General features: G+C 70.4%; 19 protein-coding genes and 1 pseudogene. 6 read left to right on the top strand and 14 right to left on the bottom strand.

Annotation, left to right across the window (positions count from 1 at the left end; genetic code table 11):
* Positions 1 to 27: 27 nt before the first annotated feature.
* Both ACZ3YL_RS23775 and ACZ3YL_RS23770 read right to left on the bottom strand, forming a co-directional pair.
* Entirely contained in the window at positions 28 to 405 is a 378-nt protein-coding gene (locus ACZ3YL_RS23775) for a bleomycin resistance protein (protein ID WP_465659658.1), read from the bottom strand.
* 277 nt (positions 406 to 682) lie between these two features.
* Positions 683 to 1,270, bottom strand: a complete 588-nt coding sequence (locus tag ACZ3YL_RS23770; protein WP_465659656.1) for a DUF6939 family protein — start codon at positions 1,268 to 1,270, stop codon at positions 683 to 685.
* A gap of 443 nt (positions 1,271 to 1,713) precedes the next feature.
* On the opposite strand from ACZ3YL_RS23770, the gene ACZ3YL_RS23765 reads away from it, so the two are divergent.
* A complete protein-coding gene (locus ACZ3YL_RS23765; RefSeq protein WP_465659654.1) occupies positions 1,714 to 2,178 on the top strand; it encodes a hypothetical protein in 465 nt (154 codons plus the stop codon).
* Positions 2,179 to 2,185: 7 nt separating this feature from the next.
* Positions 2,186 to 2,366, top strand: a pseudogene (locus ACZ3YL_RS23760) (IS5/IS1182 family transposase); the annotation flags it as partial.
* A 387-nt stretch (positions 2,367 to 2,753) separates the two neighbouring features.
* On the opposite strand, the gene ACZ3YL_RS23755 reads toward ACZ3YL_RS23760, so the two are convergent.
* The 5 genes from ACZ3YL_RS23755 to ACZ3YL_RS23735 all read right to left on the bottom strand — a co-directional run bounded on the left by ACZ3YL_RS23755 (position 2,754) and on the right by ACZ3YL_RS23735 (position 7,451).
* The gene (locus ACZ3YL_RS23755; protein WP_262986112.1) at positions 2,754 to 2,876 is read right to left on the bottom strand and encodes a hypothetical protein; all 123 of its coding nucleotides are present in this window, start codon (positions 2,874 to 2,876) and stop codon (positions 2,754 to 2,756) included.
* A gap of 14 nt (positions 2,877 to 2,890) precedes the next feature.
* On the bottom strand, positions 2,891 to 3,178 hold the full coding sequence (locus ACZ3YL_RS23750; protein ID WP_465659652.1) for a hypothetical protein: 288 nt from the start codon (positions 3,176 to 3,178) through the stop codon (positions 2,891 to 2,893).
* A 1,658-nt stretch (positions 3,179 to 4,836) separates the two neighbouring features.
* Positions 4,837 to 5,286: a DUF6210 family protein gene (locus ACZ3YL_RS23745; RefSeq protein WP_465659650.1), complete on the bottom strand. Its 450-nt coding sequence runs from the start codon at positions 5,284 to 5,286 to the stop codon at positions 4,837 to 4,839.
* A gap of 363 nt (positions 5,287 to 5,649) precedes the next feature.
* A complete protein-coding gene (locus ACZ3YL_RS23740; protein WP_188309153.1) occupies positions 5,650 to 6,288 on the bottom strand; it encodes a hypothetical protein in 639 nt (212 codons plus the stop codon).
* A 227-nt stretch (positions 6,289 to 6,515) separates the two neighbouring features.
* Positions 6,516 to 7,451 carry an AraC family transcriptional regulator gene (locus ACZ3YL_RS23735; RefSeq protein WP_465659648.1) on the bottom strand — a complete coding sequence of 312 codons (936 nt, stop codon included), beginning with the start codon at positions 7,449 to 7,451 and terminating at the stop codon, positions 6,516 to 6,518.
* Positions 7,452 to 7,568: 117 nt separating this feature from the next.
* On the opposite strand from ACZ3YL_RS23735, the gene ACZ3YL_RS23730 reads away from it, so the two are divergent.
* On the top strand, positions 7,569 to 8,498 hold the full coding sequence (locus tag ACZ3YL_RS23730; RefSeq protein ID WP_465659646.1) for an NADP-dependent oxidoreductase: 930 nt from the start codon (positions 7,569 to 7,571) through the stop codon (positions 8,496 to 8,498).
* A 703-nt stretch (positions 8,499 to 9,201) separates the two neighbouring features.
* Here ACZ3YL_RS23730 and ACZ3YL_RS23725 read toward each other — a convergent pair.
* The 3 genes from ACZ3YL_RS23725 to ACZ3YL_RS23715 are packed head-to-tail and all read right to left on the bottom strand — an operon-like array spanning position 9,202 to position 12,316.
* On the bottom strand, positions 9,202 to 9,606 hold the full coding sequence (locus ACZ3YL_RS23725) for a DUF6009 family protein (protein WP_030556097.1): 405 nt from the start codon (positions 9,604 to 9,606) through the stop codon (positions 9,202 to 9,204).
* Complete coding sequence (locus ACZ3YL_RS23720; RefSeq protein ID WP_465659644.1) at positions 9,603 to 11,225, bottom strand: DNA primase family protein; 1,623 nt, start codon at positions 11,223 to 11,225, stop codon at positions 9,603 to 9,605. Before ACZ3YL_RS23720 ends, ACZ3YL_RS23725 begins: the two co-directional genes overlap by 4 nt.
* Complete coding sequence (locus ACZ3YL_RS23715) at positions 11,222 to 12,316, bottom strand: bifunctional DNA primase/polymerase (RefSeq protein ID WP_465659804.1); 1,095 nt, start codon at positions 12,314 to 12,316, stop codon at positions 11,222 to 11,224. The genes ACZ3YL_RS23720 and ACZ3YL_RS23715 overlap by 4 nt, the downstream gene beginning before the upstream one ends.
* 1,221 nt (positions 12,317 to 13,537) lie before the next feature.
* Between ACZ3YL_RS23715 and ACZ3YL_RS23710 the strand changes: the two genes are divergently transcribed.
* Positions 13,538 to 14,065, top strand: coding sequence for a ferredoxin (locus tag ACZ3YL_RS23710; protein ID WP_465659642.1), 528 nt, complete (start codon positions 13,538 to 13,540; stop codon positions 14,063 to 14,065).
* Positions 14,066 to 14,321: 256 nt separating this feature from the next.
* Here the strand turns inward: ACZ3YL_RS23710 and ACZ3YL_RS23705 are convergent, their stop codons facing one another.
* Entirely contained in the window at positions 14,322 to 14,696 is a 375-nt protein-coding gene (locus ACZ3YL_RS23705) for a hypothetical protein (RefSeq protein WP_465659640.1), read from the bottom strand.
* A gap of 493 nt (positions 14,697 to 15,189) precedes the next feature.
* Here ACZ3YL_RS23705 and ACZ3YL_RS23700 point away from each other — a divergent pair, with 493 nt between their 5' ends.
* Together ACZ3YL_RS23700 and ACZ3YL_RS23695 are read left to right on the top strand one after the other, a co-directional pair.
* On the top strand, positions 15,190 to 15,324 hold the full coding sequence (locus ACZ3YL_RS23700; protein ID WP_465659639.1) for a hypothetical protein: 135 nt from the start codon (positions 15,190 to 15,192) through the stop codon (positions 15,322 to 15,324).
* Positions 15,325 to 15,519: 195 nt separating this feature from the next.
* Positions 15,520 to 16,020, top strand: coding sequence for an Imm63 family immunity protein (locus ACZ3YL_RS23695; RefSeq protein ID WP_465659637.1), 501 nt, complete (start codon positions 15,520 to 15,522; stop codon positions 16,018 to 16,020).
* 1,372 nt (positions 16,021 to 17,392) lie between these two features.
* Here the strand turns inward: ACZ3YL_RS23695 and ACZ3YL_RS23690 are convergent.
* The 3 genes from ACZ3YL_RS23690 to ACZ3YL_RS23680 form a co-directional block, all read right to left on the bottom strand.
* Positions 17,393 to 17,953: a hypothetical protein gene (locus tag ACZ3YL_RS23690; protein WP_465659635.1), complete on the bottom strand. Its 561-nt coding sequence runs from the start codon at positions 17,951 to 17,953 to the stop codon at positions 17,393 to 17,395.
* 11 nt (positions 17,954 to 17,964) lie between these two features.
* Positions 17,965 to 18,441 carry a hypothetical protein gene (locus tag ACZ3YL_RS23685; protein WP_465659633.1) on the bottom strand — a complete coding sequence of 159 codons (477 nt, stop codon included), beginning with the start codon at positions 18,439 to 18,441 and terminating at the stop codon, positions 17,965 to 17,967.
* Positions 18,442 to 18,952: 511 nt separating this feature from the next.
* The gene (locus ACZ3YL_RS23680; protein ID WP_465659631.1) at positions 18,953 to 19,954 is read right to left on the bottom strand and encodes an ADP-ribosylglycohydrolase family protein; all 1,002 of its coding nucleotides are present in this window, start codon (positions 19,952 to 19,954) and stop codon (positions 18,953 to 18,955) included.
* Positions 19,955 to 20,087: the final 133 nt, after the last annotated feature.

Below are 20,087 nucleotides of genomic sequence, written 5' to 3'. Positions count from 1 at the left end.
CCCTGAGGTATCTATGCGGTCTCGGCACTAGGAACCGTGTGGGCTGCCGATCCGGAGGAGGTTGCCGCTGCGGTCGACCAGGGCGAACTCCCGCATCCGGTAGTCGGTGTCGATCACGGGAGTCAGGCGGCTGCCGGTCGACGGCTCGCTGGGGATGCCGGTCAGTGCCCAGTCGCGGCGGAGGGCGTCGGCGTCCCGAACCTGGAGGTAGCAGCTGCCGGCAGTGGCCAGCGGGTCCACGTCGGGGTCGTGGCGGAAGTGGAGTTCGACGGTGCCCCGGACGAGGATCAGGTAGCCGTCCGGCCCGTCCCAGCGGCCGCGGGAGCTGAAGCCGAGGCGATCGTAGAACTCCTGTGTCTCGTCCAGGTCCCGGCTCGGGAGGATCGGGATCGCGTACTCGTCCATGGCGTCACCTCGGGGGTGTATCGGATGGGGTCTGGTCGGATCAAGTGCCGCAAGCCCCTGGCACCTGGTGGTGGGGTCCAGGGCAGGGAGCAGGCCGGAAGAATTTTCCGCGGAAAATCCGGATCCAGCTGACGGGCCGCCTTGAGGCAGGTTCGGAGGTCGGAGCAATCCCTCGGCGACCCGGCGCTGCAGCAGTTGTCGGGCCGCGGAATTTTCCGCGGAAAATCGGGGGCCGTCTACTCGGGCACCGCCCGGCGGTTGGCCCCGGATCACTCGTTCATGGCGTCCGGCTGCCGACACTGCGGGGAGTCTCGGGGTCGTCTTCGCTGGGCCAGCGTCCTTCTATATGCAGTTGGATGAGCGCGGCGTGCGAGAGCGGGGTGGTAGGGACTGTCACGTCCCCGTTGGTGGTGTAGTCCAGGAGTACGACGTCGTGCTTGCTCCTGAGCAGCTCGATCAGATCGGTGGCTCGGTGCTCGAGGACCCAGCGGTAGGCCGGCAGGTAGATACGGCGCCGGGCCGTTTCGTAGGGCAGCAACCGGTCACCGTCCAGACCGGTTCGGTGGCCCAGGACGGGGCCGTACCGGCGGACTGTCCGCTTCAGGCCCTTCATCGTGGTGATCCGGAGCTTCGCGGGATCGACGTCGGAGTCCTGGAAGACCTTGAGGGCTTGCCAGATCCCCTCGACGGACTGACTTGTCACTCCGTCGCTGTAGGGCACCGGGAGGTCGCCGTGCGGGTAGAACGGGCTCAGCCGCACCCACGGCTCCGGTGCCTTGGAGGTGACGTCGATGACCTCGGCGCCGGGGAAGGCGGCGGTCAGTGAGGCCATCGAACGGCGACGGCTGGCGATACGGATCGGCACTTGAGGACCCCCTGGTTCGGCGACGGCAGTCACCGAGCATCTCCGATAGCACTGACATCCCAGCCGCCGTTGGCAGCGGGACAGCGGTGACGAGAGCCCGGTGTACGCGTCCCGAGGCCGTCACCGGCAGGGGTGATGCTGTCTGCAGTGCCGGGGCCATGGCATCGATTGAGGGTGAACACAGGCGCCACCGGCCGCGACTCCCCACTCCCCCGGCTCCCCCACTCCCCCGGCTCCCCCACTCCCCCGGCTCCCCCACTCCCCCGGCTCCGAATTTTCCGCGGAAAATTCGGAGCCGGGGGGACGCCTTGCGAGAGCGGAGGTCCGACGGAGCGATGGCACGCCGCGGGCGTTCCGTGTCGCTGAGCCGTCCTGTGTTCTCCTGACGGCTGTCCCCGTCTAAGCGGGTGAGGTGGCGCTGACGGTCGCGGTACGGTCCCCGGGTGGAACTCGTGAACCCGGCCTGCCCGCTGCACGGACCTGGCATCGACCCCTCGTCTTTGATCGGTAGCCGGCTCGTCGAGGTGCTGGCGTCGTGGCACACGCACGCCGGGCATCCTGGCGACGGCCCGGTCGAGGTGTGGCTGATCGACGATCGAGGCAGGTCCACCAACATCGCCAGCGGCACGGACTGGTGCCTCATGGTCGAGTCCTCCGGGCCGGATGAAGGCTTCAGCATGGGCGACTGGGGCCGGATCGACCTTCTGCCCGTGCGTGACGAGACACCGTTCGCGGCCCACCTCGGCGAGGTTGTGCTCGGAGTCCGGCAGGAATGGAATCCGGCAACAGGGCGCGTGGCACTTGAACTGGACTTCGCATCGGGCGGTGTCCGCTGCGAGACCTGGAGCGGCAACCTCCGCCTCCTGGCCGTGGGGAGATCCACGGGTCCGACCTTGCCAACGCCGTGATCTTGGAGTGGCAGGTGTGATCACGGCGTCGGCCCCGTCCTCGACGGCTCGCCCGTTCATTGGGCTGGGCTCGCGCGACTTCCAGAAGCTGGTCACGATGCTCCGCCGCGAAGGGGCCGGCACGGTGCGCCGAGGCCGCACGGTGGGGCCTGCCGTTGGAGGCCCGGAGCCTGCCGGCCTCCGTCTACTGACGCACGAGCCTGACGCTGCGACAGCTTGCACCGCTGCTCGGGGTGTCCAACGGCGTCCACCACGCGGATGCCCGGCATTGCCCGTCTGCACATCCTCCTCCGGGGGCGCACCGGTGATTCCCGCCCAGAGGCGGATCACCCCGCCCTGATCTGCCAGAGATCAATGACGGGACGACCCTGGGCCACGGAATTTTCCGCGGAAAATCGGCCGACCGAAGAACGGGTGCCTTGGGCAGCACGGCCAACAGGCCGACCTGGGCGTCGGGTGAGTCCGACCCTCAGGGGGGCGAAAGCGGCCCGGCGTTGGACCAGGGATCGGCGTCGATCCGCTGATCCTCTCCTGTCATGACTCCCCCGCGACGTCACCGTGTCGCGGCCCGCGATCTACCGGCCCGAGCGGTTGGCGAAGGTGTCCTCGTCCGCGAGATTGAACACGCTGGCGCAGCGAGGGCATTCGGTGTTGCCGGGGAGATGGGTGACGCCGTCGGCGAGGGGCTTCCTGTCCATCCCGGACAGCAGCCTCATCCATCCATCGCCCGATCCCCCGAGAGGTGCTCGGGGGACGCCGGCCGCAGGTCGCGTCGGTCGACGTCTCCGAGGTGCCAGTCCCTGATCGCCGAGTACCGCCCGTCGTCTCCGATGGCGATCGTCACCTCGGCATCGCAGGGAGGACAGGGAAGGTGGTGGAAGCCGTCGGTGAAGTCGCCCGGGCCGACGCTCCAGTGGTACTGCTCCTTGGCGGCCAGCAGATCGACGAATGCCGCGAGATAGTCGGGCGGCCGCGACTTCAGGTACTGGTCCAGCAGCACACGAAGTTCAGCGATCGTGTCGACGCGGTCCGCGAGCAGCTCGTCACAGCCGTGGCGCCCCTCCCCCAGCGGACGATCGTCCCGGCCAGTGCGCGCGCCTGCGGGTTGTCCGCCGCGAGCCGCACCAGGCGGGGAAGACGAGGTCATCCTCCAGACACAGCCGGTATCCGAGTTCCTTCCACGCTTCGGCATCTTCCTCGTGCTCGACGCGGTCCAGCAGCGCGGGAGCACGCTCGACGTTCCCACGGCAGTCGCGCATCCGTGTCCAGTCGATCGGACCGACGTGGAGTCGCCCGGGAGGGCCTGGGCGGATCCGTCTCGTTTCCCCTGTCTGATCGTCCACCGGTCAGTGCCCCCTGGTGGTCGGTCGGCAGCGTCCGCCGATGCCATCCACCTTCCAAGGGGACTCCGCCCGGCCGGGCGAAGCGCAGCTCGTCGTTCAACGCGGTCGTCAGCCAGTGGGCGAGGGTGACGCCTTGCGGTCGGCAGTCGCCGTCGGCGTTGGACCACATCGCGCCGTCCTCGTCGCGGAAGTCGACCATCGACCACATCGTGCAGCCCCGGTCGTGGAGCGGCACCACTCCGGCTGGTACTCCCCCGGTCGGATCCGGTCCGTACTCATGGGCTTCCGCGATGTGCTCGTGGCACTGCTCCATGTCGACCGGCAGCCCCTTGTCGGCGGGTCCGAAGCCGCCGTGGAAGGCCTCGGTGTGGAGGCGCCGAAGAAACCGCCTCGGACGGCGCGGGTGGGGGAGCGTTCCGGCCCCGGGCGATCCTGCGGCAGGTTTCGATGATCTCGTCGTCGGTCACCGGGGGATCGTGGGGACTCGCTCGGACACCTGAGGCCGCCGCTCCCGGATGGCGGTCCCGCGGGAAAGTCAGGTTGTCCCGGCATCATGCTTGTTGGCCTGTTGCTCTGATGGGGGTTGTTCACCGAGCCCGTGGTCGTGACGGTCGGGCGAGAAGCCAGTGGCGCACCGCTCGATGCTGGGGGATGCAGGAACTCAACATGCGGGGCCCCGGCCGGTGGGCATCACGGCCCGGACGGTACGAGCCGGCCGGCCTGGCGCATCGACTCGTCGGTGCCGTTCGCGCGTCCCGGAATTTTCCGCGGAAAATTCGGAGGCGCTGGGGGAGAGGCTGTCAACGCGCCGGGGGAGTGGCCGGTGGTGAGGCACGTCCCGTACGGATGGCTGCACCTGTGGTCCGTCCCCGGTCAGCGACCGCCCGGGCCAGGCGGTACGGAGCGCGGTGGGCCGGGCGGGCCCGGCTGTAGAGCGCCGGGGGAGTCGGCGCCTGGTCCGATGCGTGCAGGCTCAAGGGGAAGGCTCTCGCAGCTACCGCTACTGGCTGGGGGCCGGGACTGCTGGATGCCGCAGGACGGTCGGAGGCCCGAACACTGTCCTGTCCTGTCGGAATCCCGGTCGGCCTGCGGGAGCCGTTGCTGCACCTTCGAGGCCCCGAATTTTCCGCGGAAAATTCGGGGCCTCGATGTGGGCGGAGCTGTGCTGTCCCGTAGGGCTGCTCAGGGGGCTGCGGCTACTGAGCGATCATCGGTATCGCTCACCTGCGCAGCCTCCGCGCAGGCGGCTGGCGGACTGTCGCCTCGGCTGCTCGGGGCATCCGGGCATGAGCCCGAGATGGGTTGCGGGAGAGCCTTAGTCGGAGTTCTCCCAGACCAGTACCCCGGGACCGTCAGGCGTGATGACCGGGATCCACGCCTCGGCCGCCTCGGAGAGCCTGGACTCGTCGAGGACCAGAGACGGTGGACTGGAGACGTCATGGCGACCGGAACCGTAGATCCCCAGAGCGTCGACGGCGGCCCGCAACCGGTCGAGCATCCCGGCTGGCCACTCCTGCCCGCGCATGCCCCAGCGCTTCAGCTCGCCGACGAAGATCGCGTTCAGGTCCTCGTCCAGGTTTGCTCCGTAGAGCGGGACAAGGTAGCCCTCCTGCTCGTACTGAGCGCAGGCATGACCGCCGCACTGGTTCTGGTAGACCACCCCGGTGGGCGCTGCCACGATGACGAACATCCAGCCTCCGCCGCACCCGTCCGGGTCGAGGTAGACGTACCGATTCGCCGTCATGTCGTGGATCTGGTCGGTCATCTGGTTCGGTCTCCAGGGCGGGTCGGCGGGGTCGGCAGTCTTCAGGAGACCGCACGCAGCGGCCGCCTGGAGGACAGGGACATCGAACCTCAGGCGGGTACGCGCCTCCACCGGATTTCGGCCGGCGTCCAGCTGGCCGGGCCCGACTGCTGGATGACTCGGAAATTTTCCGCGGAAAATCGACGAGCCCATTACCCCTGTCGATGTCGTTCCTTCAGCACCGGAGATGCGCCCACGAGCCCCTGTCTCCTCGATCTGCGCTGGATCAACGGCGCGCTGTTCCTCTACTTCGGAGCCAGCCGAATCACCGCGATCCAGAGGTCCCCGACCTCGTCCACGAGGTCGGCCGCCGGGGGCGCGTCCTCACCCGTTCCGACCGTCGGTGTGGTGCCGGCGTACCTGTGGCGCCGTCAGGCGGGCGACCGTCTGACGGGCGGCCTCCCGGTGGTCCGGTCGCGGCGCCGGCACCCGGGGGCCGGCCAGGTCGCGGCCGGTGACCGACTTCGCGTCGACCCTGGTCCAGTCGGCGCGGCGTACCACGGCGACGTGCCCTTCCACGTGGGCCTTGTTGTCCTTCCAGTCGTCGTGCGGCGCCATGAGGACGCGGAGGTCCTGGTCGTTGAGCCACTCCAGCCCGAGGACCTGCCGTCCGAAGTCGTGCTCGATGAGCGACCGGACCCTGCCGGTCTCCAGGTGAAGGAGCAGCAGCTCCCCTTCGAAGTGGTAGCCCCCGTCGTAGTCCCCGGACCCCACGGCCAGCAACGGGCGGACCGGATGGAAGGCCATCGCGTGCACGGGGTACTGCGAGCTGATGAGCCAGCGGCGGCGGGCGCGGTCGGTGACGTCGAAGACGCCGACCGTCTTCGCCTCGTCGTACTCGTGCGCGCCGGCGACGGCGACGGCGAGCAGGCCCCGCCGCTTGTCCGTGACGGCCAGGACGGGATCGCCGATCTCGGCGAAGGGGTCGTCGGAGCCGTCGTGGCCGGTGGGTGTCTGGGTCATACCGGTGATCTTCGCAAGGATCCGGTGAGGTATGCAGCCGGATTCTCGTCGCGCTGCGCCTGGGTGCCTGGGCCGGGACCAGCCGGCCTCGGCCGGCAGGGCGTGCCCCGGTAGCTGGGGCGGTGTTCCTCGGGGAATCGGCCTCGTGGAGGCAAGGGCTGTCGGCGGACACCCTGGATGTGCCCGGTCGCGTACAGGTGAACGTGCTCACCGTCCTCGCGGCCGAGTCAGCTTCGGCGCCGGTACGCGCCGGGGGCCAGTCCGTGCGTGCGCTTGAACGCGTTGGCGAAGGCGAACTCGGAGGTGTATCCGACCTGGGCGGCGATGGATCTCAGGGGTGCTTCCGTCGCCTGCAGGAGGCGGGCTGCCGTGGTCAGTCGCCACCAGGTCAGGTAGCCGAGGGGCGGTTGACCGATCATCGAGGTGAAGCGCCTGGCGAACGTTGCCCGGGAGAGGCCGGCTTCCGCAGCGAGTGTCGCCACGGTCCACGGCGCTGCCGGGTCCCGGTGGACTGCGTGGAGGGCGGCGGTGACCGCCGGGTCGTTGAGCGCCGCGGCCCAGCCGGTGATGTTGTCGCGGGCGGGCTGTTCGGCGAGCCAGATGCGCAGGATGTACATCAGGAGCGTGTCCAGGAGTGCGGGGACGGTCGCGCTGGTGCCCAGGCGCGGATTGCCCACCTCGGCAGCCAGGAGTCGCACCGCCGCGTGCAACTCGGGATGGCGGCCTGGATCGGCCGGCAGGTGGATCAGGTCGGGCAGGGTCAGCAGGAGGGGGTGGGTTCGGGACGGGTCGAGCCGGTAGGCGCCGCAGAGCACCACGGTGGCCGGGCCGCCCTGACCGTGCCGGTCGACGCTGTCCGACGCGTAGGGCCCGGGTGACTCGGCGTCGTCGGGGCTGCAGACCGGGGCTGTGGCCGCCGTTGCCGGGCTGTCGGCCAGGGTGTGCCCGCTGCCGTGCGGCAGGAACAGCACATCGCCCGTGTCCAGTCGGACCGGCGCCGCGCGTGGCGACAGGAGCCAGCAGTGGCCCTCCAGGATCACCTGGAAGCCTGCCGAACCCGGTACGGACGCGAACTGCTGCCCCCAGGGGGCGTGCCATCGCACGTGTGCCGACCGGGGCCGGCCGGTTCGCGCCACCGTGATCACGTCGCTGAGCACATCCATGGGGCGAGCGTACGCATGAGACGCGCGCGCATGAGACGAACGCGCATGAGACGAACGCGCATGAACAGGGCACCCTGGCGTATGGATCGTCTCCGTGGACGGCCGTAGGTTCACGGCATGAAGATGAAGACCGCGCGTATCCACGCGTTCGGCGATGCGTCCGTGATCCGCTTCGACGACGTTCCGCGGCCGCGACCCGGTGCCGGTGACGTGCTCGTCCGCGTCGCGGCGACTTCGTTCAACCCCACCGAGGCCGCGTTGCGCGCCGGCCTGCTGCAGGCGTTCCTCCCCGTGGAGCTCCCCTACACGCTGGGCTGGGACGTGGCCGGCACAGTTGCCGGGATCGGCCCGGGGACCGAGGGGTTCTCCGTCGGCGACCGGGTCGTCGGGCGGCTGGAGGGTGCCGGCGCGGCCGCCGAGTACGTGCGGGCGCCGGGTGCGCTGCTGGTTCCGGCGCCGGCCTCCGTTCCTCTCACGCACGCCGCGGCCCTGCCGGTGGCGGGCCTGACGGCTTGGCAGGCGGTGTTCGAGCACGGGAAGGTGGCCGCCGGCCAGCGGGTGCTGGTCAACGGCGCGGGGGGAGGGGTCGGCGGCTTCGTGACGCAGCTCGCCAAGCACGCCGGGGCCGAGGTGATCGCCACGGCCAGTGCCCGCAGCGACCGGGCAGTCCGGCGGCACGGGGCGGACCACGTGATCGACTACACCGCCGGGCCGGTCGTCACCGCGCTCGACGGCCCTGTGGACGCTCTGCTCAATCTCGTTGCGCTGAGTTCGCGTGATGCCGCGGCGCTGGCATCCGCAGTACGGCCGGGCGGGCGGATCGTCTCGATCGCGACCCCTGTCGAACCGCCTGCCGACGCCGGGGTGCGGGCGACGCACATGGTCGCCCGCAACGACGCGGCGCACCTGGCCGCGCTCGTGGGACTCGTCGACGCGGGGAAGGTCGCACTCGACATCAGCGCCTCACACCCGCTGGCCGACCTCGCGAACGTCCACCGCCTCAGTGAAGCCGGCCGTATCCGCGGCAAGGTCGTCATCATCCCCTGAGAGCGGAGGCCGCACCCTGTCGCCGGCTCCCCAAGCCCGACTCGATGGGCACGTTCATGAGTACGCAGCCGAGCGAGTTCGCGGGTGCGCAGACAAGGGCGGAGGTGAGTCGCTTCAGTCGCTGTTTCGGTACGGCTTCGTTGGTGGCCCGGGGGGCGGCGAGCAGTTCCCGGATGGGCTGGAGTCGCACGCCGGATGGCCGTGCGGGCCCGGAAGCGGGGCCCGGGCCTTGACGGAGCGAAGGCCCGGGGGCGCGCTGGCCATGCTGAAGGCGGAGGTCGACCGACTTCGCGGTGCAGCGACCACGACGGGTGGGACAGCGACTGTAGACGGGGGACAGCGACTCTGGACAGATGGGACAGCGACTGTAGCCGTCGACCGGGGTGATGAGCGCACCGAGGTCAGCAGCGTGGCCCCGCAGCAGCACGCCCTGGTGACGCCCGCAGTCGCGCGGGACCCCGGCTGGGCAGAACCGGTCGATGGCCCGTATCGCCGGTGCCATCGGTGGAGTGCTCTCCGGCCGGGGCCGAGGAGCCGGCCGGTGCCCCGGACACGGCGGGTTCCTGAAGGGGCTCCTCCCTGGCCGGCCGGCCGGCTCTCCAGAGGCAGCTGCGCGAACGACAGCGACCGGACCACGAAGGCGGTGGGGGTGCGACCCGGGTCCGGGTCGCACCCCCACCGCCTTCGTTCCGAAGCGGTCAGGTCAGGCCTTCGGGAGCGTTATCCCCAGTTCGAGCATGGCCGGCGAGGCCGGGCCGCCCTCGGAACGCTCGGTCTTGTACCCCTTGACGCCGGGGGCGACGGTGCGCGGGTCCACGGCCTCGGAGGGGGCGCCGGTGGTGTAGAGGCCGTCCGGGTCCTGGTCGCGGTCGTGGGGGAGCAGCCAGAAGACGCGGCGGCGGAAGGTGCCGGAGGCCCGGGAGGACTTGGCGTCGGGGCCGAGGATCGCGTAGCCGACCATGCGGCCGTCGCGGTGGTAGGCGGGGCGGCCGCGCCGGGTGGTGAGGCGGTCCAGCGACTGGCGGACGTAGTCGAGGTCGGTGGTGTCCTCGAGCCAGACGAGGTCGGTTTCGTGGGCGAGCTCGGCCGGGTCGATCAGCGCGCTCACGCGTTCTGCTCCTCTGTGTCGTCGGTGATCAGGCCGATGCCCGGGTAGTACTTGCGGCTGTTGGACAGGACCATCTCCTTGGGAGAGGTCATACCCAGTGTCTCGCGGACTCGTGCGGCGAACGCACGACCGGATACGGGATTGGCTCCCTCGAAGCCGCACCAACGGGTGTAGGCGCCGAAGAGCTGGGACTGTTCGGCACGCATGCCCTCCCCGGTGATGCAGGCCTCCTTGAGGAAGCGGCCGACGTGGTCCTCGGTCTCGGCGTAGGCGGTGGTGGCGGTCTGGACGGCCTGGGGGCCGGCCAGGTCCTTCTCACCGGCGAAGTAGCGGCGGGCGCCGTCGATGAGCCAGGCGAGGATACCGGGGCCCTCTTCGGCGACGAGGACGTGGGCCAGGTTGTCGATCTTGCGTTCCTCGGGGACGACGCGTTCGAAGGGGATGAGGCGCATGCGGCGCCAGAAGGCGAAGCCGCCGGTGCCGACCTCGGGGCGGTGGTTGCCGAGGAGCCAGAGCTTGTGGGTGGGCTCGAAGGAGAAGAAGTCCTGGCGCATCCGGCGGGCCTTGATCTTGTCGCCGCCGGTGAGGAGCTTGACCCGGGCTTCGTCGAAGCGGTCTCCGGGCTTGAGCTCGGAGCAGACGATGATGCGCCGACCGTGGAGTTCGGCGAGGTCGGTGGGGTGGCCGTCGAAGGTCTTGGCCATCAGGAAGCCGGGCGGGGCCGCGTCGGCGTAGTCGCCGAGCAGCTGGATCATGACGTCCAGGAGGACGGACTTGCCGTTCTTTCCCTGGCCGTAGAGGAACGGCATGACCTGGGCGCCGACGTCGCCGCTGATCGAGTAGCCGAGCAGCAGGTGGAGGAAGTCGCGGGTCTGGCGGCCTTCCTTGTCGTCGCCGAAGGTGTCGGTGAGGAAGCGGTCCCAGCGTGGGGTGGGCATCCGGGCGGGGGCGAGGGTGGTGGAGCGCGAGTGGTGGTGGACCTTGGGGTCGGGCGGGGCGATGGCGCCGGTGCGCAGGTCGACGACGCCGCCGGGGGTGCACAGGGCGTAGGCGTCGGCGTCCAGGAGTGAGGCGTTGAGGACCATGCCGGGGGCGGACTTGGCCTGGGCGAGCATGGCGTTCATGCCGGAGGTGGACAGGGCCCGGCGGCGGTGGCGGCGCAGGTCGGCGTTGGTGTAGACGCCGCGGGGGTCGTGGGTGGCGACGCTCTCGGCCATCTCGCCGGCGGCCCACAGGACGGTGTCGTCCTCGTCGAGCTGCCAGCGGTGGGTGGCCCAGCGGTACCAGCCGATGCCGGGGACGTGGCGGTAGTCGCGTCCGTAGAGGTGGACGAAGAGTTTGGCGTTGCCGCGGTCGGACAGGGAGTCGGGCAGGAGGCCGTGCGGGCTCGCCTGCGGGCCTGCCGGGGCCCGGTCCGGCCGATCAGCGGCCGGGGCCGCCTGGAGGGGCTGGACGGGCGCCTGTGGCGCTGCGGGGGCGGGTGTGTCGAGGAGGCTGTCCTGGACTGCGGTGCCGTGCCAGGGGGCCTGTGCGGGCCCGGGGACCGGCGGGTACTCCAGGATCTGCTGGGCAGCGGCCACGGGGTCGAAGACCGTCCTCTTGCGGGTGCTGTCGCTCATCCTCGCGCCTTCCCGACGTGCAGGGGCTGCCGGGCTCCGGCGGTGAGGCCGGAGCGGATCACGGCGGAGCTCTGCCGGTCCTGGGAGGGGCGGGCGGCGCGGGCGGCGTCGGCGAGCAGTCGCTCGGCGGCGGCGTGGGTGAGGTGTCCGGCGGCGACGAGTCCGCCGACGGTGTAGGCGGCGCGGTTGAGTTTGCCGGTGAAGCCGGCTCCCTCGGGGGTGGTGGCGCAGTCGGTGACGTCCTGGAGGACGGTGTCGAGGACCTTCTCGGCTCCGCGTTTGCCGCCGCCCGCGGCGACCACGGCCTGGCGGGCGCGGTCGGGGACGGCGGGCTGCGGGGTGCGGGGCTGCGGGCTCGGGCGGTCCTTGAGGTGCCCGGTGCGGATGAGTTCCTCGGCCAGCCACCGGGGGAGTGGGGCGGGGGTCGTGGCGCCGGGCAGCGGGGTGTAGGTGCCGCCGGTGGTGACGGTGCTGGGGGCGACGATGTAGCCGCCGTGGGCGCGGACGTCGACCTGCCAGGCGAGGGCCCGGCCGATGGAGGAGCCGGTGGAGCAGGTGAAGCGGTGGTGGGTGTCGTCGCGGTACCAGAGGTGGAGGCCGCCGGAGGGGGTGCGTACGCGCAGGGTTCCGCTGTCCTGGGACGGGTCGGGGGCCTTGCGCAGCGCCGCGAGCAGGGCGAGGGTGTGGTAGCCGTTCTCGAGTCCGTCGAGGTCGACGCCGTCGTGGATGGGGATACCGGGCAGGAGGCGGTCCCGGGCGGGGACGTCGGCGGGGTGGCTGTCGACGTCGATGACGACCAGGCCTGCGGGGCCGCAGGCGACCCCGGTGCCGAAGCCCGGGTTGACCCGCCACCAGGCGCCGATCAGGTCCTGGTCGGTGGTGGCGGCGTGGAAGCCGTGGCACCAGCGACCGACGCGGTGGCAGGGGCACTCGCTGGGGGAGTGGGGCGAGTCCTGGCAGGGTTGGCAGTTCGCGGGCGGGGTCTTGCGTCCCGGGGCCAGCGGATGGACGGGCCAGCCCTGGGCGGCACACCAGCGCGCGACGGCCAGCGCGTCCGGCTGACGCTCCGTTCGGTCGCTCCCCACGGCCATCGGCGCCGTCACGCTGGTCCCTTCCCCTTGGTTCGGTAGCTGCTGCAGCCGCTTCGGTAGCTCGGTAGCTGCCCGGATTTGAGTCGCTCGTTCGGTCGCTGACAGCAAAAAGCCAGGTCAGAGCACTGGTGGGTGCTGGATCAGCGACTGAAGCGACCGAAGTCCAGAAGATAGCTCACACAGACTAGCCGAGCGAGCACATACGGTCCCGGACTGCCGGGACTTGCGGGGAAACTGAGCGACCGAACCCTGGGGCAGCGACCGAGTCACTTCGGTCGCTGTTTTCGGTCCGCTGACGTTTCCGCAGGTCGGAGCCGATTTTCCCACCAAACAGCGACTGAAGCGACTGAAGCTCGGGTCTATAACGCACACACGCACACAGGAATGTCTTCATATACCCGACCTTGAGTCGCTTGGGTCGCTGCTGGGGCAGGCATAGGGGCTCTGACCTGGGGTTTTGTCCAGCGACTGAAGCCCAGCGACTGAAAGCGACTGAGTCTCTTCGGGCCCAGGACCCGGCGTGTCGCGCGTGTCAGGTACGAGGTGAAGCTGCCGGTTCGGTCGCTTGCGTCGCTTCAGTAGCTCTGGCCGCCGGGATGTCCGTGTCGGCAGCCAGAGCCGGAGGCGGGTCCTGCGTGCGTCCAGTTGTTCGGACACTCCCGGTACTGGGTCGCTTCGGTCGCTTGAGTCGCTCGGTCGCTGCCCCGAGGAACTGCTCGTTGGCAAGGCGGGCCTGGCGAATCACGTGAGCTTCCCAGGCAGCGACCGAAGCCGGAGAGCTACTGAAGCGACCCAAGCGACTCTGGTACGGGCATGCCGCCACCTGTGGGACCCGCCCCCGCCCGGGCGCAGGCCGACCAGAGCTACCCGGCTGTCAGACGCCGGTGATATCCATCGGTCATGTACGGACACCGGGGGTCCATCAGGGAGGCAGCGCGTCAGAGCGTCCGGCCGGGGTTCGTCGACGCGTGCGCCGCGCGCTCTCGCCGCCGGCGAGGGATGGCGCCAGGGGGGGGAGGAGGTCGGTAGCCGGCGGCGGAGCCGGCCGGGCGGAGGACACGTCCCGTGGACCAGTGTCTCCTGGGCGTGCCTGCGCCGCTCGAAGGAGTGGGGAGAGGCTGATCCATCCGTGGCGAGTGCGCGAGCCGGTGGGACCAGGCCGTCACCGCCGCCTGCCGACAGCCCGTCACTCGGCTCGAACCTATGCCCTAACCTCTGCAGATGACGCTCTACTTCGACCCGGTGGCCATCCTCGGCAACGACCGCGACGCCTTCCGGGGCCGTTGGGAAGACCGCCTCTGGCTCAACGTCCCCGGGCCCTTCTACGGCGGGGAGACCGACACCTGCTGGACCGGACGGCTCTCGGCACCCGCCCACGTCCTCTACGGAGGCGAGTACCTCACCGAGTACGTCTACCGCCAGCCGAGAACACCGGCGGACACGTCCCTGCTGGTCGAGGCGGCAGACGACGACCCGATCCTCGGGTACGGCTGCGACGGCGACGCGCGATGGACACCGGAAACGGTCCGGGACTGGTGGCGTGACCGAGGCCAGGTCGTGCAGTACCTGTCCGAGCAGGGGAGCAGGTGGGAGGAGGGCGATGCCTGGGCAGGTCAGGGCATAGTCGCCGCCGTCCGCGACTTCGAGCTCTACATCGCCGGTGGCCTGGCAACCGACCTGCGGATCTACCTTTACTGGCTGGAAGAGCGACGCTCCCCCACCGCCGATGACCAGTTGCCCGAGCTGTAGCGCCGAACGGCGAGCGGGCGGCCCGCTGGGACCGAGCCGTCGCCTCCGTCCGGGCGGGGTACCGGCCTGGAGACAGCCGCTCCGGATGCCGACGATCCGGTCGGCAAGCTGGCCCACGGCGGCGTCGAAGCCGGGAAGCCCGGGCCGGACTGTCCGAGGCCCAGCCGATGCGATGGCGGGTCGACGGTCCCGGCTTGATCGGCAGGGGGCCGGTGGCGATGGCCTTACTGATCGTTCCAGCGTGGGCGTCGGAAGGTCATGTGCCGTCGAGCCGCTGGAGAACCTGGGTGAAGTCACCGTCGTCGAGCAGGCCGGCCAGCACTCGCGTCATGTTGTCGATGCCGGGATCCCGGACGATGAGCCCGTCGGAACACCGGAAGTAGCGGCCGTCCAGTGCCTCGCCGGTCCGGGACCACCTCTCCATGAGGCGTTCGACCTCGGCAAGAGTGAACACGGTCGCGCTCCACCGTGATCCGTCCGCTGTCAGCCGGACCTCGACGTCGACGTTGCAGACGGCCTCCAAGGGCTCGCCCGCACCAGGAAGGAACGACGCCTCGAAGCGATCCGTTCGGACGCGGTACCAGGGGCCGTCCCATCCCTGCTCAGCGGCATCGGTCCCGGTGCTGGTCACCCGGGGAGTGTGTCCAGTCGGCTCGGACCGTTCAACCGGATTCTCAGGCAAGCGTCAGCGCCTTGATCGCGAACCGTGTCCCCGGCTTTCAGGACGAGAGTCCCAGGTGCACGAGACCGGCTGTCCGCGGACCGGCGTTTGCCCGATGATCGCGGGGCAGGGTTCCGAGAACCCGCCTCAGCACTTCGACGATGCACTTCGACGATGCACTTCAACGATCAGGAGCCCGTGTGTCGGTCGAGCTCGACATCCCGGAATTCCCTGCGAGGAGTCTCCCGCCGGGATCACCTGCCGGCAGAGCCCTTGGAAGGGCGTCCTCGTCAGAGTGGAACAGATTCCCTTCAAGGCCGGAGACGAGGTCACCCCGACGGCACGGTCTCCAGCGACTTTCCCGGGCAGACCCCGGCCGCGACAATCCAGGGCCTCGTGAGCATCTCCGCTGACACCACCACGGTGGGACTGCACCATCCCGTGGGACGGCGCCCTGGACGCCGTGCATGAGGGCTCCATCACGGTCTTCTACAGCCTGACCCCCGCCGACGGAGGCGACCCGACGACCTCCGAGGGCGCGGTGGTCCGGTACTCCCGCCGCCAGCCCGGCGGCGCCGTCTGCGGCTCAGCGAGCTGAACGGGCCGCGTCCAGCACCCACAGCCCGCGCAGCACCGCCACCAACCGGGCATACCCTCCGAGTTCGCGTCACCTTGACGATAATTGCGCGGTCGGGCTACGGTGCCGAGCATGCGCGTGAGTCCGACTCAAGGCGGTGCGAAGCGCTGTCGTTCGAGCACCTGTGGAGCTTGCGCCTGAGAAGGAGGTGGGGCCATGAGCGCCGACGAACGCGGCCGAATGCAGGCATCCCTGGAGGCCGAGATCAGGCGGCTGAGTTCGATCATCAGACTGGCGCCCTTTGAGACTCCCAACTTCACGTTCCTCGAAGGAGTAACCCCGGCCATGACGGTCGGCCCGGACGGCACGCTGTACCAGCGCTACTTCGAGCGGGGGGAGTTGCTCTCCCAGCGGCAGACCCGTGACCCCGACGAGTTCCTCTACTGGGCCTTCGAAGCCGTCACCAGCCACCTCGCCCATACCTGGGTCCGTGACCATCCCGAGGAGTCCGGCGATCGGACGGACCGCGAACTGGCGCGCCAGGCCTCCCTCCTCTACGCACTCCACCCCCGCTGGGCCGAGCGCTGGCGCAGCGAACTGCTGGGAGAGCGGCGGGAGCGGAACGACGAGCGGCCCGTCCCCGAGCTGCCCCCGGCGCCGCTCGACTTCGACGGCCCGGCCCCGCACCGCCGCTGGTGGCGACGCCTACTGCGCTGAGTCGTACAAGCGGACAGCGACGACCCCGGCGTGGCACTCAGCGCCGCGCCGGGGCCAGGGGCGCCCAGGCCGGCTCGTCTCGGCCACTACCGAGCGGGCCTTCGGGAACCGCCGGCGAACGCCAATCAGCGACCGGCGTCGTGCGGCGTCGGGCGTGCGGCGTCGGGCGTGGGGCGTCGGGCGTGGGGCGTGGGGCGTGGGGCGTCTGACGGTACGGAGCGAGAGCTCGGTCAGCTCGGCATGCCTCGCGTCGAGCCCCGCGCCCAGGGTGGCTGCCCCCTGGCGGCAGCTGCTGTCGGAATGCGCGATGACGATCCACAGCTGGAGTGTGGGCCGGGTGCCACAGGCCGCATGCGCCGCCCAGTGTTTCGGAGCAGTCTCTGGGACTCGGCGTGACGGTACGGGCAGGGGGCGAACGCGTACCAGTTGCCCAGGGCGTACTCGCAGTCCCAGAAGCCCAGATTGCCGTAGTCCGACATGTACTTCGTGCACTCCTGGCCGGCGCTAACGGGCCGTAGGAACCGATGGGGTTGGAGGAAGCGGCGGGGTGCCGACGCCGCGGCCGGGGTCGCCGCGCTGGCACCGGCGGCGGTTCCGACCAGAGTGGCCACGGTCAGGAGCCCCGTGGCGGTGAGTGTGCCGATTGACCTCGTCATTGACGACCTCCCGGTTGTACCTGGCCTGATCTGACGACACGGGGGCTTTGGACCGGAGGAGCGCGACGGCCTCCGCACGACCGTGAGCTCCCGATTCCGAGGTGCGAGAACTTCCTGCCTGCGGTGCTCCCGGTGCCATGACTGTGAGGCGCCAGGGCCGGGCTCGCCCGGCCCTGTGGGAGGCCGTGGCTACGATCAACGGCTGCACCGCCAACGGGACCATGCACGACTACTCCAACGGCGGCACCCTGTGGAGCCCGAGCAACCTCAGCTGTTGATGCGCCCGTGACGGTGTGTCCCTGGAACAGGCAGGTCGTTCCCGGGACACACCCGCAGCTCAGCCCTGGAGCCACGCCTGGCCGCCGTTGGCCGCCGTGCGAAGGCCGCCGCCCAGGCGGCGCGGTGGAGCTCGGCGACGGCGGTGGCGTGCTCGCGGCACTCGGCGACGGTCGAAGCGTGGTTGGCGAGGTAGTTCGCCCGGTGATAGGCCTGCGCGGCGGAGCTGGGAGTACCTCCCGAGCGAGCAGCACGTCACCGCCGGCGCCCCGGCCGATTTCCGCGCCTCCGCCGAGGGGCTGGCCGCCGAACTCGTCCGCGCTGCCGAAGCGCTCTCCCTGGACGGCGCCTCCTACGCGATGTCGTCGCCATGGTGCGGTTGGCGCTTACGGCGAGAGGGCGCACTCCCGTGGGAGTGCGCCCTCTGTGCTGGGCCGTGGTCATCCGGACGTCGGGGCCTGATGGATTGCTTCAAGGGTTCCGACGGCCAGAACCACGTCTGTCCCGTTCTTCCACAAACGCAGCGAGTCGCCGGTTTTCTTCTGCACCTGGGCGGAACTTCCGATCCCTTCCATCTTGACCGTCATGGCTTTCTCGCCGCAGCCGACGGTCATGAATTTGTAGGGGCTCAGCTGGGCGGACGCCTGGGTATATGCCCCGGCGAGAACATTCCCCGGGAAATCCCCGTGCGGGTCCGTGAAGGAGCTGGCACTGGGCCGCGGGGATCCGACGGAGCTGGGGGCGGTGGAGGTCGGCTCGGTCAGCCCGTCCGGCAGGAGTGCCACCTGGCAGGTGCCGTTCCTGATGGCGAGGACGACGCTTGTGCCCGAGACATCGGCGATGCCGAGGATCTTGGCGGTGCCCTTGGCAGGCGGGGCGTCGACGCTGCGCTGGACGGCGGTGTCCGCCGGTGCGGCGGCCGTCGCGTCCAGGAACCAGGGGCCGCTTCCTTGTCGAGGTGCTGTCCCGTCGTCGGTGCACGCGGCCGCGAGGACGGCCATGGCGACGAGACTCACCGTCCGCAGAAACCGGCTGGATCGCCGCATATGCTCAACTCCCGAAGTGAGTAACGGCGTTGTAGCAGAAGCCTACCGGCTGGATTCTTCACCTCCCCGTCGCCGATGTGGGCGCCGACTGGGTGTCGTCGATGCTGTAGGTGGAGTAGTCGAAGAAGCTGGTAGGCCTGTAGGTTCCCGAACTTCCCGTCCGGAACGGTGTACGAGCCGGACTCGGTGTTCGTGACGGTGTCGGTCACGTCGAAGCCGACGCCGGTGGAGGTCTTCCACAGGTCGATCGACGCGCTTGCCGTCCACTGGGTTGCCGTCGAGCTGGTCTGGGTCGGTGTCAGGGTCATGGGACCGGAGCCGCTGTTCGCGTCGATCACGTCGGTGCCGCAGAGCTGCCCGTGGCGGGCCACATCGTGGACCTCGCCGAAGACGTCGGCCGGCCGCTCCGGCGACTTCCGGGTCGGGGTGACGTGCGCGGGCACCGAGCGTGAGGAAGGGCCGCCGCCGGAGCCTTGCGGTCGACGATTCATGCCCTCCGATCGGATTGGCGGGAGTCGTTCCGTCTGGATGTTTTTCAGGCGATGCCAATCCTGAGACTCGGGCGAAGTTCCGGCAAGGACAATCAAAGAAATTGAGCGACACTTGAGCCCGGCGGGGCGAAAAATGCCAAAATGGCCACCGGATTCAGGCCTCCGGGAATGCTGGATTCCGACATTCCGGTACATGCTGAAGTGGAAGGAATGGAGAACTGTGAAGTATGTGACAGGAGGGCCTGGCGGGCGCCACCCTGGCCCAGGCACACCGGCTTACCGCCGGCACCCAGGCGGGTGGCTCGCCGAGTTGGTGAATGCCGAGTTGGTGAACCACGACGCCAACCGGCCGAGGGCCACGCGCGCGATCGCCTGCTCCGACCGCAGGCCGCTGGGGCTGCGGTTGGTCGATGGGGCGCCGAACCCTGACCGGACTGGCGCGTGGAGGGCTTGCCCGGGGCTGTCACCCGCCCGGGTAGCGGTCCCACCAGTGCGGGTCGCGGGCCGGTACGTACTCGCTGCCGCCGGGTGAGTCGACGTACTGCTGGAGCAGGTCGCGGGCCAGGGTGTCGAGCACCCAGGCGAGTTCGAGCCGGCTCAGCGGTTCGACCGGCAGCGCGTCGACGCCGTGTGCGGCACCGAGCAGCGCCCCGGCGGTGGAGGCCACCGAGGTGCCGTCCGGTGCGCCGGCCGCGAACCGCAGGGCCGCGTCCACGGTGTCGCGGCCGGGGAAGCGGGAGACCACGAGGAGGGCGCCGAGCAGTGCCGAGGCGGCGGTCGCGTCCGGGGCGATCCAGGCGAGCTGCCCGTGGTCGGGGACGGCGCCGGGTGCCTTCAGCAGTTCGAGGACCGTGCCGGGGCTCGCCGAGTGCGGCATGGTCAGGGAACGGACCAGGGCGTCGATCGGGTGGGCGTCGTCCGGGCGGGAGGCCGTCCACGCCCGGAAGGGGTCGTCCTCGGCGAGGCAGTGGGCCACGAGCCCGGCCGCGCCGAGGGCCGCGTCCTGTGCCTCCGGAGCGCCGTGGGTGAGGGCGGCCGTCTCGCGGACCAGTTTGGCGCAGGTGGCGGGACCGGAGAGGAGGCGCAGCACTCCCAGGGCCAGGCTCCGGGTGAGCGCGTGGGCCCCTCGGCTGTCGTTGACCGGCTTCGTCGGGGTGCCCTGCGTCAGCCCGGTCAGAGCCGCGACGGTGGCCGGCGCCGAGCCTCGGTGCTCGCGAAGAGCGGGCACCCGCGCGAGCCAGCCGTTCGGCCACCGGCCGTCCCTGCCGCGCGTCCAGCGCTCGGAGATCCGCTCCGGTTCGATGCCCTGCAGGAAGGCCCAGCGGCAGTACGCGTGCCAGATCACGGACGGCGGGTGGCAGATGCCCTTGTGGTCCATCCGCACCGAGGCACGGATCGCTCCTTCGACGGTGAACGCCGCCAACTGGGTGCTGACACCGATCCGCAGCGGCCCCTCGCCCGGCACGGATCGAGCGGCTGGTCAGTCCTCGTACCCCTGAACGACCTGGGGCGGGGCGTGCCGGTACGATCCTGCTCGCCGCGCACGCAGGTGCGAGGGCGGGGGGCGAGGCGAGGTGCATCCGCGCTGTCTTCATGTC

Source organism: Kitasatospora sp. NPDC023176, assembly GCF_055560495.1.
The sequence above is the reverse complement of the archived record's forward strand: the minus strand, read 5'-3'. Positions and strand labels throughout refer to the sequence as shown.

Excerpts from the sequence above, each read along its gene's own strand:
- ACZ3YL_RS23775 (WP_465659658.1), bottom strand. The coding sequence starts at position 405 with ATGGACGAGTACGCGATCCCGATCCTCCCGAGCCGGGACCTGGACGAG.
- ACZ3YL_RS23755 (WP_262986112.1), bottom strand. The coding sequence starts at position 2,876 with ATGGACAGGAAGCCCCTCGCCGACGGCGTCACCCATCTCCCCGGCAAC.
- ACZ3YL_RS23745 (WP_465659650.1), bottom strand. The coding sequence starts at position 5,286 with ATGACCGACCAGATCCACGACATGACGGCGAATCGGTACGTCTACCTC.
- ACZ3YL_RS23740 (WP_188309153.1), bottom strand. The coding sequence starts at position 6,288 with ATGACCCAGACACCCACCGGCCACGACGGCTCCGACGACCCCTTCGCC.
- ACZ3YL_RS23735 (WP_465659648.1), bottom strand. The coding sequence starts at position 7,451 with ATGGATGTGCTCAGCGACGTGATCACGGTGGCGCGAACCGGCCGGCCC.
- ACZ3YL_RS23730 (WP_465659646.1), top strand. The coding sequence starts at position 7,569 with ATGAAGATGAAGACCGCGCGTATCCACGCGTTCGGCGATGCGTCCGTG.
- ACZ3YL_RS23720 (WP_465659644.1), bottom strand. The coding sequence starts at position 11,225 with ATGAGCGACAGCACCCGCAAGAGGACGGTCTTCGACCCCGTGGCCGCT.
- ACZ3YL_RS23715 (WP_465659804.1), bottom strand. The coding sequence starts at position 12,316 with ATGGCCGTGGGGAGCGACCGAACGGAGCGTCAGCCGGACGCGCTGGCC.
- ACZ3YL_RS23710 (WP_465659642.1), top strand. The coding sequence starts at position 13,538 with ATGACGCTCTACTTCGACCCGGTGGCCATCCTCGGCAACGACCGCGAC.
- ACZ3YL_RS23695 (WP_465659637.1), top strand. The coding sequence starts at position 15,520 with ATGAGCGCCGACGAACGCGGCCGAATGCAGGCATCCCTGGAGGCCGAG.
- ACZ3YL_RS23690 (WP_465659635.1), bottom strand. The coding sequence starts at position 17,953 with ATGGCCGTCCTCGCGGCCGCGTGCACCGACGACGGGACAGCACCTCGA.